14 protein-coding genes and 1 pseudogene are annotated in these 12,978 nt (G+C 68.2%); 9 read left to right on the top strand and 6 right to left on the bottom strand.

What is annotated here, in order from left to right:
- Nucleotides 1-202: 202 nt before the first annotated feature.
- From ACZ6Q9_RS33880 to ACZ6Q9_RS33870, 3 genes are all read left to right on the top strand, one after another.
- Nucleotides 203-889 carry a hypothetical protein gene (locus ACZ6Q9_RS33880; protein WP_396831379.1) on the top strand — a complete coding sequence of 229 codons (687 nt, stop codon included), beginning with the start codon at nt 203-205 and terminating at the stop codon, nt 887-889.
- Between the two features lie 156 nt (nt 890-1,045).
- On the top strand, nt 1,046-1,210 hold the full coding sequence (locus tag ACZ6Q9_RS33875) for a hypothetical protein (RefSeq protein ID WP_396831377.1): 165 nt from the start codon (nt 1,046-1,048) through the stop codon (nt 1,208-1,210).
- Nucleotides 1,211-1,238: 28 nt separating this feature from the next.
- A complete protein-coding gene (locus tag ACZ6Q9_RS33870; protein WP_396831375.1) occupies nt 1,239-1,475 on the top strand; it encodes a hypothetical protein in 237 nt (78 codons plus the stop codon).
- Between the two features lie 40 nt (nt 1,476-1,515).
- On the opposite strand, the gene ACZ6Q9_RS33865 is transcribed toward ACZ6Q9_RS33870, so the two are convergent.
- The gene (locus ACZ6Q9_RS33865; RefSeq protein WP_396831374.1) at nt 1,516-1,860 is read right to left on the bottom strand and encodes a hypothetical protein; all 345 of its coding nucleotides are present in this window, start codon (nt 1,858-1,860) and stop codon (nt 1,516-1,518) included.
- 448 nt (nt 1,861-2,308) lie between these two features.
- Entirely contained in the window at nt 2,309-2,734 is a 426-nt protein-coding gene (locus tag ACZ6Q9_RS33860; protein ID WP_396831380.1) for a hypothetical protein, read from the bottom strand.
- A gap of 308 nt (nt 2,735-3,042) precedes the next feature.
- Between ACZ6Q9_RS33860 and ACZ6Q9_RS33855 the strand changes: the two genes are divergently transcribed.
- Both ACZ6Q9_RS33855 and ACZ6Q9_RS33850 read left to right on the top strand, forming a co-directional pair.
- Entirely contained in the window at nt 3,043-3,411 is a 369-nt protein-coding gene (locus ACZ6Q9_RS33855; RefSeq protein WP_396831373.1) for a hypothetical protein, read from the top strand.
- Between the two features lie 191 nt (nt 3,412-3,602).
- The gene (locus ACZ6Q9_RS33850) at nt 3,603-4,181 is read left to right on the top strand and encodes a DinB family protein (protein ID WP_396831372.1); all 579 of its coding nucleotides are present in this window, start codon (nt 3,603-3,605) and stop codon (nt 4,179-4,181) included.
- A gap of 421 nt (nt 4,182-4,602) precedes the next feature.
- Here ACZ6Q9_RS33850 and ACZ6Q9_RS33845 read toward each other — a convergent pair whose 3' ends face one another.
- A complete protein-coding gene (locus tag ACZ6Q9_RS33845) occupies nt 4,603-5,259 on the bottom strand; it encodes a response regulator (protein WP_091291383.1) in 657 nt (218 codons plus the stop codon).
- Nucleotides 5,256-6,389 carry a sensor histidine kinase gene (locus tag ACZ6Q9_RS33840; protein WP_396831371.1) on the bottom strand — a complete coding sequence of 378 codons (1,134 nt, stop codon included), beginning with the start codon at nt 6,387-6,389 and terminating at the stop codon, nt 5,256-5,258. The genes ACZ6Q9_RS33845 and ACZ6Q9_RS33840 overlap by 4 nt, the downstream gene beginning before the upstream one ends.
- Before the next feature lie 186 nt (nt 6,390-6,575).
- Here ACZ6Q9_RS33840 and ACZ6Q9_RS33835 point away from each other — a divergent pair, with 186 nt between their 5' ends.
- Together ACZ6Q9_RS33835 and ACZ6Q9_RS33830 are read left to right on the top strand one after the other, a co-directional pair.
- On the top strand, nt 6,576-7,052 hold the full coding sequence (locus ACZ6Q9_RS33835) for a DUF6326 family protein (RefSeq protein WP_396831369.1): 477 nt from the start codon (nt 6,576-6,578) through the stop codon (nt 7,050-7,052).
- Between the two features lie 707 nt (nt 7,053-7,759).
- A complete protein-coding gene (locus tag ACZ6Q9_RS33830; protein WP_396831367.1) occupies nt 7,760-8,992 on the top strand; it encodes an IS110 family RNA-guided transposase in 1,233 nt (410 codons plus the stop codon).
- Nucleotide 8,993: 1 nt separating this feature from the next.
- Here ACZ6Q9_RS33830 and ACZ6Q9_RS33825 read toward each other — a convergent pair whose 3' ends face one another.
- Entirely contained in the window at nt 8,994-9,380 is a 387-nt protein-coding gene (locus ACZ6Q9_RS33825; protein WP_393270150.1) for a hypothetical protein, read from the bottom strand.
- Nucleotides 9,381-9,641: 261 nt separating this feature from the next.
- On the opposite strand from ACZ6Q9_RS33825, the pseudogene ACZ6Q9_RS33820 reads away from it, so the two are divergent.
- Nucleotides 9,642-10,487, top strand: a pseudogene (locus ACZ6Q9_RS33820) (IS110 family transposase); the annotation flags it as partial.
- 430 nt (nt 10,488-10,917) lie between these two features.
- Here the strand turns inward: ACZ6Q9_RS33820 and ACZ6Q9_RS33815 are convergent.
- Nucleotides 10,918-11,598 (bottom strand): TetR/AcrR family transcriptional regulator, encoded by a 681-nt coding sequence (locus ACZ6Q9_RS33815; protein ID WP_396831365.1) that lies wholly within the window; start codon nt 11,596-11,598, stop codon nt 10,918-10,920.
- Nucleotides 11,599-11,701: 103 nt separating this feature from the next.
- On the opposite strand from ACZ6Q9_RS33815, the gene ACZ6Q9_RS33810 reads away from it, so the two are divergent.
- Entirely contained in the window at nt 11,702-12,664 is a 963-nt protein-coding gene (locus ACZ6Q9_RS33810) for an NAD(P)-dependent alcohol dehydrogenase (RefSeq protein ID WP_396831363.1), read from the top strand.
- Nucleotides 12,665-12,978 lie beyond the last annotated feature (314 nt).

The raw sequence follows: 12,978 nt of genomic DNA, 5'->3' as shown, positions 1-12,978 counted from the left end.
TCGGCAAGCCTGTACTGCGCATTCGTGACCCTCGCCGCAGCCCTCACCTGCCACAAGCGCTACCTCAAACTCACCACCTGAGACACGCTCTAAGCCTGCTCCTGTCTGCCCTTGGGCGGCAGTTCACTCCTTATCTGATATTTGACCCGGCGGCGTGACCCGGCAGATGCGCCGGTACGGGGCTTCGCGGTAGAACCGGAACGTGACACTCAACTTCTGTCGGGAACTGTCGGCCGCCGACTGGATCGCCCACAGCGACCTGCCGTGGCAGCAGCTTGTGGGCCTCGGCCCTGCGGGCTTCGACGCCTACGCGCGGCTTCGGTTCCTGCCCGATCCGGCACGTCCCGGCCAAAGCGAGAACGACGTCGACGCGGACTGGCTCGCCGAGCAGCTGCCCACCCTTTTCGAGGTGCTGGCCACCCACACCACGACCCCGGAAGACTGCTACTTCTGCGTCTGGGAAGGCTTCGGCGACGCCGACGACGCTGCCGACGACGACGCCGTGTACAGCGATGAAGAGAACACCGGCGCGCCGCTCGAGCGGTCCGGCGGCCAGCCGGGACTGGCGCCCACACCCGCTGCCCCGCCCTCGACACCGCGTGTGCCCAAGGTTGTGGTGCCCCACCGTGCGTACTGGTTGTTTCGAGGGCCGTTAGCCGACGTCGGCACATGGGACACCGCTGCGGGGTGGCCGGGCCAGCGTCGTCTCAGCAACGCCGAGCCAGCATTCGCCTGGCCCGCTGATCACGCCTGGTGCGTGGCCAAGGACGTCGATCCGCACTGGGCCGGGATCGGCGGGACTCGGGCGCTGATCACCCAACTCACCACCGACATGCGCCTCGACGTGGTTCCCACGGACCCCACCCAGGACCAGCCGCTCTACCGATAAGCAGCCCGTGCCCCGTTGACGATACTTTGCGGACCGCTGACAGGGCCTGCCGCGCTCAGGTCGGAACGCGCCGGATCTGCCGCAGCCGTGCGCGCCGGTTGATCATCGGCCACGGCTGCCGAGGGCGCGCCCGCGGCAAGACTCGATAATAACGACGTGAGTTCGATCATCAAGTTCTTCGTTGCGTGCGACAACACGATCGCGCGGGGTGTTGTCGGGAACGGGCCCGGTGAGGATTTCGAGTCGGCGACTTACGGCAACTTCGACGTCTGGTCGACGCTTGAGGAGTGGGAGAGCCTTCTGACGGGCCGGGCCCCTTGAACAACCCATCGCTGCGGGAGGCCCGGAGGTGGTCGCCGGCAACGACAGCCCTCTGGTCCTGCTCATCTCTCGCGAGCTCACGGAGGCGTTGGCTGATGCTGACGCCGAGGTGCTTGACGGAATGGCAGAGCGATGGAGCGGGCCGCGGGTCCAGGAGGGTGAAGCCATCGATGACGAGCTTCCCCATGAGCTCATCAGAGAGGTGGCGGCACTGGCGGCCAACGCAGTGGCGAACAGGAACTCCCTCTACTGCTGGGTCTGCTGAAGCGGCACGCACATCTGCCGTCGAGCGAATGCGCTGGCACCTAGGCGTCCTCCTCGTCAAACGGCTCGTCACTCCACCGCCACCACGCCTCGTTGCCATCGATGTGGAGAAGGAACTCTGGAACCTCCTGGCCCTCTGGGTACTGAAGCGTCACGGCGTTTCGGACTGCCTCGTACGCGCGCTCCCAGGACTCGACATCCTCATCGATACCATCGAGCAGCCGCAGTTCCTCGGCGAAGAGCGGCCGGACCTCCGCGAGCCCCTCCCTCGGGTCGACACGAGCGTTCAGCCACGGGAAGTCGCCACCGGTCACCACGAGATCAGCAAGTACCCTGCCGTCGTCGCGCCGGTGCAGCGTCCAAGCGCCGCCGTGATGATCGCTCACGATGACGACATTAGCGACTGCAGGGGATTCCCTGCCGACCCGTACCCGGCTTCGGCTTCGCCACTGGTCGCACCTCGGCCATGGTCAGATGCACGCTTCTGCCGCGATCAGGGTGGGGGAGCGTGGAGTCAGTGTGTCGTCGGTGCCGGCCTGCGGCGAACCCGCCACCACACCTCGACGAGGATCGGTGGCAGCGCGATCGCGGCGCCGGCGAACGCAAGTGCCCGGGTGCACCGTTGCTGGATCTCGTCACGTAGTTCTTCGCAGGTGGCCTGGTGTTCGATGACGTCGCCGCGGGACCGTACGCATTCGTCACCGGGCCCGATCAGAACATCGTGGTTGGCCGGGTTGGCCTCGAAGCAGGCGATTCTGGTCGGCTTCAGTTTCCAGTTGACGCGGTTCGAGGACCAGGCGCACTCATCTGCCGCTGGCTGCGCGCCGACCGATCCTAGCGGTGACGGCTGCCTCCGGCGGGCCTGATCGTGCCGCCGTAGAGATGCACGCGGTTGTCGGCGTCATGGTCCGGTTCGCGTTGGATGAACCTTTCGGGCTCCACTGGGCCATTGGCGACGTGCACTGCCCAGTCCTCGTAGAACCAGCTGGGATTGCAGGCGCATTGGGTGAACGTGAACCGGAAGTTGGCCCGGTAGCGGCCCACCTGCCCCGATGCGAGTGGGAACAGGCGGGCTGTACCACGGTCGCGGGGAAATGCCGCCCGGCCTGGCAGCCGTTCCACGATCACCGCGGAACCCTCAAGGGTGAGCCACAAGCCCACGTCGCGGGCTCGCTCCACGCCCCCACTGAGAACCTCGTCATGGCGCACGTAGCCGGTCGCCTCGTCATACAGCACCTCGTGCACGGCCACGTCGCACATTGGTAGTGAGGCAGGAAGGGGCACCGGGCAGCTCAGGCCACGACGGAGGTCGGCCTGCTGAGCGCCGCGTGCCGCAGCGCTCCACCGCACCCGCACTCGTTGGATGGTGATCATCGCGCAACAATGACGCGTAGCTGTCCGCCTCGCCAGCTGTCATCCGGATCTGCCGCTGTCAAGGCGCGCGTCGCTGGCGGGCTCGTCACCGTCCGTGTCGGCGAAAGGGTGCTGGTCTCCGATCCGCGGCGCACCAACATGCCGATGAGCGCGCTCCAGGCCGTCGAACACATGGGGTGTCCTATCCTGCGCGTGTGGGGGCAGCATCGGATGGCCAGGGGCGCGGGTTCGCCGACGAACGGCGCGCGTATCGCGAAGCGCGTGGGTGGCTGCTATACGCCATGTACGAGCTTCCAGCTGGCGTGCTGTGGGGTCCGAACGCCGCGACGGCGGCTGAATGCGCCGAGATGCTCCATGGCCTGGACGATTTCGCTTCCCTGTGCAGTCGGCTTCAACTGACTGATCACGAGGAGTTCATCGAACAATGTCGGTGGCACTTCGATCACTATCCCCACTACCTCGGTCGTCGACGCCACTTCGTCGATTACGCCACCTACGTGGCGGATCGGGCAGGGCCGATGACCGTGTCAGCGCCGCCGATGCCGCGACAGTTCGGGAGCTGATGGAACACATCTGCGTAGGCACCCACGCACTCTCATGCCGCGACTCGCGCGCCACCCACCGTTACGGCGGACGTCGACACATGGACATGGCGCAGCCAGAAACCGCGATCGTGTGACCGCCACAGAGCCGTGGTTCGGAACGCGGGCGTACAGGGCATGGCGGCGGGCGCAGCGGTGAGATCCTGGGCGGCATGACGGACCTCGACGCCAAGGCGAATCTCTATCGGTACCTGCGGGAGGCGCGCGAGGCGCTGCTCGGGAAGCTCGACGGGCTGTCGGAGTACGACGTACGGCGCCCGCTCGTGCCGACGGGGACGAACCTGCTCGGGCTGGTCAAGCACGTGGCCTTGGTGACCGTCGGGTATTTCGGCGAGGTGTTCGACCGCCCCTTTCCCGAGCCGGTCGCGGGCTTGGACGAGGACGCCGAGCCGAACACGGACATGTGGGCCGCAGCCGACGAGTCCCGGGACGACATCATCGGCCTGTGGCACCGAGTCTGGGCACACGCGGACGCCGCGATCGAGGCGCTCCCGATCGACGCGCCCGGCTCGGTGCGGTGGTGGCAAGACACGCCGGTGACGCTGCACCTCATCCTCGTGCACGTGCTCGCCGAGCTGAACCGGCACGCTGGGCACGCCGACATCGTGCGCGAACTGGTCGACGGCCAGGTCGGCTGGCGGCGGCCCGGCGACAACGTGGTCGAGGGAGACGAGGCGTGGTGGGCCGCCTACCGCGAGAGGTTGGAATCCACCGCGCGCGAGTTCGCCTGAGGACGCGGTCTTCGCGTAACCCGCGGATGCCGGCCAATTCGTCCGAGAAGACGTTTTCCGCAGGTCAGAGCGGTAAGGGATGCCGGCCCACCGGGCCTTACAGGTGGACTGCAGAATGTGTGCAGCATGGCGAAGTGGTCACCGCGTTCGAAGTGCTCACCGAGGTCGGACGTAGAAAGCGCTGTGACCTGCGACGATGTCGGCGAGCAAGTCGGCGAGCAAGTCGGCGTGACCTCCCTGAGAAGACCGAAGTAGTCAGTATTCGTTGCTCCTCGCCCTTATGGTGCCGGCAGTCGTCGAGGGTTGGTTGACGCGGGCCAAGAGGGGTGCTGCGCATCGATGTACGGCTCTGGCTCTGGCCCGGGTTGGCGTCGGTAGGGTTCCCGGAAAACGGGATCCGGATCCCACCAGGCAATGCCGATCAGGTGTCGACGCGGCGTGTCTCGTAGGCCCACACGACGATCTCGACGCGGTTGCGGGCGTTGAGCTTGCGCATCAGGGCGGCGATGTGGGTCTTGACGGTGCTGAGGCTGATGGACAGCTCATCGCCGATCTCGCTGTTGGTCCGCCCGCGAGCGGCAGCCAGCAGGACCTGTTCCTCACGAGCGGTCAGCGGCTCGACAGGCTCAGGCGGCACCGAGCGCGAGCGGCTGTTCGCGAAGGAGGACAGGAGCCTCGCGGTGATGTTCGGTGCGATCAGGGCGTCGCCGCGGGCGGCGGCATGGATGGCCTGGGTGAGCATCTCGGCGCCGGCGTCCTTGAGGAGGAAGCCTCGGGCGCCTGCCTTCAGCGCGCCGTAGACGTACTCGTCGAGGTCGAAAGTGGTGATGACGACGACGGCCAGAGGATCGGCGACGTCGGCCCCGGCGAGCTGGCGGGTGGCTTCGATCCCGTCGACCTCGGGCATGCGGATGTCCAGCAGGCACACGTCGGGACGCAGCGAACGGGCCATGGCGATCGCCCGGCGGCCGTCGGCGGCCTCGCCGACGACGGCGATGCCCGGTTGGGCGTCCAAGATCATGCAGAGCCCTGCCCTGACGATGTCCTGGTCGTCAGCGACCAGCACGCGGATGGTCATGACGCGCGCGCTGTCCGAGGCAGCGAGGCGTCGACGCTCCAGCCGCCGTCCGGGTCAGGTCCCGCCCGGAGGGTGCCGCCGAGCAGGCTCGCCCGCTCGGCCATGCCGCGCAGCCCGTAGCCGGCGTGCGGGGAGCTGGTCGTACTCGCCTCGCCGTCATCGCGCACTCGCAGGTGCACCTGGCTGCGGGATGCGGTGACGTCGACGGTGACGTGGGTGGCGCCGGAGGCGTGGCGGGTCGCGTTGGTGACCGCCTCGGCGGCGATCAGGTAGAGGGCGGTGCCGACTGCTGGCTCAACGGCCTCGACGTCACCGGAGACCTGCACGCGGACGCCCAGCACCTCGCCGCCGGGACGAGCGAGTCGTTCGACGTCCACCACCCCTCGCCGGGGGGCGAGATCGGCGTCCGTTCCGTCGCGCAGCACGCCCACGAGGGCTCGCATCTCCTTGAGCGTCCGGGACGCCTCTTCCTCAATGGTGACCAGGGTGGCCAGCGCGCGTTTCGGATCTGCGGCGGACAGCGCGCGACCTGCCTGTGCCTGGACGGCGATGGCCAAGACGCGGTGGCCGACCGTGTCGTGCAGCTCGCGGGCGAGTTCGTTGCGCTGGTGAAGCCGCACCTGCTCGATGTCGCGGTCGTGGCTTTTGGTGCGGTAGCGCACTGCCGCGCCGAGCGCGGCCGAGAACAGGAAGAAGCCGTAACCGGCGACCTTCTCCGCGGGTGAGGTCGGGTCCGCGATGAGGGTGACGGGTAGCCAGATGAGGATGATGCCGAGTCCGAGGGCAGCCTCGCGACCTGCTCCCCAGCGCAGCAGGGCGTAGGGCAACACAAGCAGCCCTGCGATGCCCAGCAGACCGGTGGCATCAATGACCGCGATCCTCGCGATGTCGAACGCGAGAACGGCTCCGAAGGCAACGGTGACTGCGGCCAGCGGCCGCGTGCGTCGCCACAGTAGGCACGCCGCGACCACGACGCTGACACCGACCAGCAGCGGCGCCCATGCCCTGTCGTCGCGCAGCAGTACCTCGACGAGCGAGATCGCGACAAGAGCCGAGGACAGCGCCCAGTCCCGCCAGACCCGCACCGGCGGGCGTGCGGGGCGAGGCTCAGCCCAGATCCCAGCACGCATGCTTCCCCCTCCCGGACAACGTAAGGGGGCCGCCGCTCGGGCGGATCAGTCGAAAGTACTGCGGATGTCCCGTGCCTGCGGCCAGGACAGCTCGAGCCCGCAAGCGGAGGTGGTGCCCGTCAACGCTGGTCATGGTTAAGACATCGAGTGAGCCGAACTGGCTGACGCCAGCACACAGGAGACGTGATGACCAGAACCGACAGACCAGCCGGTGCGCTCCAGGAAGCGCACATCCCGGTCCAGGCGAAGCTCGCCGCGGCCTGGGCCAGCTTCATGTTCCTCTACATCTACGTCGACTACCTTGCCCTGTACAAGCCCGGCTTCATCGACGACATCCTGGTCGGCGTCGTTCATGAGTTCGACACCGGCCCAACCTTTGTCGCCCTTGCGCTCACGCTCGTGGCCATCCCGATCCTCATGATCTTGCTCTCCACGACACTCCCCGCCCGTGTCAACCGCGCCACCAACCTCGTCGTGGCAACGCTCTACATTCCCGTCTCGGTGTACAACGCGGAGGGCGAGTCCTGGACCTACTTCTACTTCTACGGCCTCTCCATCGGACTCGAGCTGCTGCTCTTGGCCTTCATCCTGCGCGCCGCATGGACCTGGCGCCGGACCATTCGAGCCACCGCCGGCCGCGACCTCGCCCAGGCCGGGGTGTGACGCTCGAGGCAGACCCGGTGTGCGGGGTCGGTGACAGCGGCTCCGGCAACAGCGACCGCGAGCAGCAGCACGATCCAGAGCGGGACGGCGCCGACGTCGCGCAGCACCACCGAGTCGCCCGCCCCGTCGGTGAGCAGCAGCGTGAGCACGAACAGCACGGCGGCGAGGACGGCCTCGGCCGCCCTCGGCCAGCGCGTGAACGGGCCTCGGTGCACTGGATCAACGTAGGCGCGTCCGGGGCTGCCGTCGCCGTCCCGCACTTGGACGTCGGTCCCCCGTTACCTAATGAGTCTCGGACGGCCCGCCGTAGTCCATGGGATGCCTGCCCGTTACCTGGCCTCTGAAGGTCTCCAAAAAGATCGGCAGCGTGGGCTCGGCGAGCCGTTCAGGTGGTGGTCCGGCTCACCGAGGACATGCCTGCACACCTCTGGACCGCGGCAGGTCTCGTGCAAGACGGGCGGATCTCGGTGGTGCCGGACCACCTCGCGACCTTGGGCAAGATGTTGATCGTGGTTGCAGCCCGCCCGCACGGCGAACACCTCGCATACCGGGAGCCGACGAGCTCTGACTGCGAAGACCGGGACCGTGCGGGTCGCTGGGATCGCGAACGGCTCATCGGAGGGTAGGCCACAGAGCCTCGTCATTAGGGCGCCGCGCGTTTCCGCCAGGGTTGCGCACCTGTACTGACAGATGAGGAGGAGTTGGAGTTGGCGGTGTACTGCGGCATCGACTGGGCGGAACGGCATCACGACATCGCTCTGGTCGACGAGCACGGTCACCTGGTCGCCAAGGGCCGTATCGGCGATGACCTGGACGGATTCACCACGCTGGTGGAGATGCTGGCCGCCGCCGGTGACAGCGCCGACCATCCGATCCCGGTGGCGATCGAGACGCCGCGCGGGCTGCTGGTCGCGGCGCTACGCGCGAGCGGACGGCGGGTGTACTCGATCAACCCGATGGCGGTGGCCCGCTACCGGGAGCGGTACTCGGTGTCACGCAAGAAATCCGACCACGCCGACGCGGTGGTGCTGGCCAACATCCTGCGTACTGACGCCCATGCCCACCGGTCGCTGCCGCACGACAGCGAACTGGTCCAGGCCGTTGCCGTGCTGGCCCGGGCCCACCAGGACGCCGTCTGGCGGCGAACCCGGGCCTCGAACGAGCTGCGGTCGCTGCTGCGGGAGTACTTCCCCACGTTCCTTGCCGCGTTCAACGGCAGGAAGGGCAACCTGACCAGTGCGGACGCCCGGGCTGTGCTGGCCATCGCACCCACACCGGCAGCTGCTGCAAAGCTGTCCACGCCGCGGATCGCTGCCGCGCTGCGTCGCGGCGGCCGCCGACGCGGCGTCGAGGACCTGGCCGCCGAACTGCAGCAGGCGCTACGCCGTCCGCAACTGCGCCAGCCGGCCGTCGTGGAGGCAGCGATGGGCACCCAGACGCTGGCACTGCTGGCGACACTGAACGTCGAGTGCGCCAGTGTCGACCAGCTTGCCGAGGCCGCCAGCGAAGCGTTCCGCCAGCACCCAGACCACGCGATCGTGACCAGCTTTCCCGGCCTGGCCGACGTGACCGGCGCCCGCGTCCTGGCCGAGATCGGCGACGATCGCGCCCGGTTCGCCGATGCCCGCGCGTTGAAGGCCTACGCCGGCGCGGCCCCGGTCACCCGCGCGTCCGGGCGCAGCATCTCCATCACCCACCGCAAGGTCAAAAACGATCGGCTCGCCGCTGCCGGCTACCTGTGGGCCTTCGTCGCCGCCACCCACGCCGAACCCGCCAAGCAGCACTACCAACGCCGCCGCGACCATGGCGACCGGCACCCCGCGGCGCTACGAAACCTGTTCAACCGGCTCCTGGGCTGCCTCCACCACTGCCTGGCAACCGGTCAGCGATACGACCCTGCCAAGGCATTCGGGGCGCGGCAAGACACCGCTACCGCGTGAATCACGACCAGCTCTGTGCCTTTCGCCAGGTCACGTACTCATCGAAGATCTTAGCCAGACCGCCATGCTCTGTTCGTCGCTGCAGATACTCGTCAAGCAGCCGAAACAGCGCTTCGACAGCCACCCGGTTGAGCTCAGCCTCCGCCTCAAGCTGCTCGCGTTGCGGCGGCCCATCCGGGAACGCCTGGTGCAGCACCAGCGCCTCCCAGATCAGATTGTCTCCGCGCCCACAGCGGGCCACCAGCCACTCCCGGAAGCCTGCAAGCAGCTGCCAGTCGTTGCCGGCCTCGCAGCCTCGGATGAAGACCGTGAAGTCGTGAAACGAGCCGTCCAGCGTGAACATCCCCGGGCGTCGATGCACGTCCGCGAAGAGCTTTCGGTAGTCCATTCCGCCATCCAACCAACCCCGCCACTTGACCCTTGAGGAGATCGGAGGTCTTTTTGATCGTCCCCAGCCGGGGACTGCTCGGTCGCCCGGCCTGGTATGACTTACTGCCCCTGTCGTGCGGATGATCCGGGGGGTGTTGTCGCCGGGCCGGGTGGCGTCGATGGACCGCTGATTGGGACACGACCACTCGCAGGGTTGGGGTAGGTCTCTTCGTAACGTGGCTGCCGGCAGTCGACGCCTGATCGGCGACCGGGTCAGTGGATGTGTCGGGGAGGCGACGCGGTGCACGGCGACGACTATCAGGTGTTTCTCGGTCTCGATGTCGGCAAGGACGGCCACCACGCTGTCGCGTTGAACCGGGACGGCAAGCGGCTGCACGACGCGGCGTTGGTCAACACCGAGGCCAAGCTGCGGCAGGTGTTCGACAAACTCGCCCGCCACGGCCGGGTTCTCGTGGTGGTCGACCAGCCGGCTTCCATCGGTGCGCTGCCGGTCGCGGTCGCCCGTGCCTGCGGTCATCAGGTGGCCTACCTGCCCGGTCTGGCGATGCGGCGGATCGCCGACCTGCACCCGGGCGCCGCCAAAACCGACGCCCGCGACGCCTACGTGATCGCCGACGCGGCCCGCACGCTGCCGCACACGCTGCGCCGCGTCGACGTCGGCGACGAGGCCCTGGCCGAGCTGGAAGTCCTCGTCGGCTTCGACGACGACCTGGCCGGCGAGGCCACCCGGCTGACCAACCGCATCCGCGGCCTGCTCACCCAGATCCACCCCGCACTGGAACGAGCGTTCGGCAAGAACATCCAGCACAAGGCCGTCCTCGAACTGCTGTCGCGGTGCGGCGGCCCAGCCGGGCTGCGCAAGGCCGGCCGCCGCAAACTGGTGTCGATCGCCGGCAAGAACGCACCCCGCATGGGCGAACGCCTGGTCGAACGCATCATGACCGCCCTCGACGAGCAGACCGTCGTTGTTCCCGGCACCGCAGCGGCCGAGACGATCCTGCCCCGGCTAGCCGACAGCCTGCGTGACGTCCTGCAACAGCGTGACCAGGTCGCCACCGAGGTGGACAGGATGCTCGATGCGCACCCTCTTGCCCCGGTCCTGACCTAATGACTGTCGAACGGCGAGGCTCGGGATGCCGGATCTCGCTGCTCGTGATGGCCCGAGCCGGGATATCGGGAACGCCTTGTCCTGACCATGGACCACAGAGTCCTTCATTGAGACCGGCACCTGACCCCCGGCCGGGCCATCACCATCTCTGCTGATCGAGGATGTCGCTCGTGGTTCGAGCCCGTCCGCATGGCCCATACCTGGCTGTTGGAGAGCCTTTGAGCTCTGGCATGAAGACCGGAGCCATGCGGATCGCTGGGATCGTGAACGGCTCAATCGGAGGGCAGGCCACAGAGCCTCGTTATTAGGGCGCCGCACGGTCTCATCAGGGCATCTGGCCAGGCGAAACAGTGAGAAGGGACGTGAGTTGGCGAAGGTATTCTGCGGCATCGACTGGGGCGTGCCATGCGGCAGGCGCCGCTTTGCGTCAGGCTCTGGAGGGCCGCTGTCTCGGGGAGCTGTCGGCCGCGAGCGGGAGACTGCGCAGCGACAGAGTGCTCGGCGGAGGTAGGGCCCCGCGAGTCGCCTCAGCGCGGAACGACTGGAGCAGGTACGCCACCAGGCGCCGGGACGCAGCACTGTCACGCGGCAGCGCGGTGACCAGACCGCAGTGGGACAACAGGGCCACGGCGAGGTCAGAAGGGTGGAAGTCGGCCCGCAACGCGCCCGCTGCCTGGGCTCTGCGGACCAGGGTCAGGAGGTCCCGCTCGGCCCGTTCTCGGGCCTGCGCGTGTTCCACCGTGCTGTCCGGGAAGGCCGCGACGAACGCGGCCGGAAACCCCTGTTCCTCCCGCTGAAGCTCGCAGGCCGTCTCGACCAGGCGCTGGAAGCCCCGCCAGGGGTCGGGGTCGGCCAGCGCCTCGGTGAGCGCTCGGGCGCAGGTCTCCATCTGCTGCGCGAACGCGGCCCGCACCAGGGCATCCCGGGTCGGAAAACGCCGGTACAGCGTCGCTACGCCGACCCCGGCCCGTCGGGCCACGGTCGCCATGGGCGCGTCGATCCCGTGCTCGGCGAAGACCGCGCGGGCGGAGACGAGGATGCGCTCCTGGTTGCGCCGGGCGTCGGCCCGCAGCCTGGCCGGGCCCGCGATCCGAGAGGATTCCTCCACCACTGTTTCTCACCTCCGGTCCAACCGGACGATGTCGTCCATTTATTAGCCTACGCTCGGGGCCAGGTCCCCCGCACGGCCACTGGTGGCGAAGGTGAGAACGATGGACGACCGCATGATGAGAGCAGTACTTTTCGACCGCTTCGGCGGCCCCGAGGTGCTGTACGTGGGCCGGGTACCACGCCCCGAACCGGCGCCCGGCGAGGTACTCGTGCGGGTGCGCGCGTTCAGCATCAACGGCAGCGAACTGGCGGCCCGTTCCGGCAGCCTCCGTCTCTTCACCGGACGGAAGTTCCCGCAGCGCGTCGGGTTGGACCTCACCGGCGAGGTCGCCGCACTCGGCGCCGGCGTGACGGACTTCGCGGTCGGCGACCGTGTGTGGGGCATCGTGGGCCGTACCGGATTCGGCAGCGCCGCCGAGTACGTGACAGTCCGCGCCGAGCGGCTCGGCCGGGTCCCGGACGGACTGGATCTGGCGGCAGCCGCCGCACTGCCGGTGGCAACCACGGCCATCACAGCGCTGCGCGACAAGGCCAGGCTGCGCCCCGGCGAACGACTGCTCGTACGCGGCGCTGCGGGCGGCGTCGGCAACGCCGCCGTCCAGCTCGGACAGGCATATGGTGCCGAGGTGACGGCCCTGGCCCGCGCCGCCAACCTTGACTTCGTCCGCACGCTCGGCGCCCACCACGCCATCGACCACCGGACCGTCCCGCCGAGGGAACTTGGCCTGTTCGACGTGGTCCTCGACACCGCGGGCACCGACCTGCGGGCCTTCCGGCGCCTGCTGACACCCGGCGGACGCATGGTCACTATCGCCTTCGACCCGGCACGGCCCGCCGCCTCACTCGGCTACATCGCCGCCAGCGCCGTACACGGAGGCGGCCGGGTGCGCTTCTTCAGCGGCAACCCCACGCGGGCACTCTTCGACGACCTCGCCCGCCAGGTGGCGGAGGGTGGACTGCGCCCTGTGGTGGACAGGTGCTTCTCGTTGGAGGAGACAGCGGCGGCACACCGGGCGCTGGAGGCGGGCGGGGTGCGGGGCAAGTACGTGGTCAGGGTCGACTAAGGTCCGTTGCACTGTGCTGGTTACAGCCACTCGTTGATGGCGGCGGCGACCCTTCAGAAAGGCCCAACAGTGCTGGCAGCGCATCACCCGCCAGTACCCAAGGCTCTTCGCCCACTGGGCATGGACACCGCGTTTCTGGTGATCAGGATGACAAGAGCCGTGTAACGGGAGACTGTTACGCACGGTTCTGTGGGAGCCCGGGGGTGAAATCCCCCCCCCCCCGTTACCTTTTTGATCGTCCCCAGCCGGGGACTGCTCGGTCGCCCGGCCTGGTATGACTTACTGCCCCTGTCGTACGCATGATCCGGGGGGTG

It is taken from the genome of Micromonospora sp. NPDC049139 (assembly GCF_055586845.1).
The sequence above is the reverse complement of the archived record's forward strand: the minus strand, read 5'-3'. Positions and strand labels throughout refer to the sequence as shown.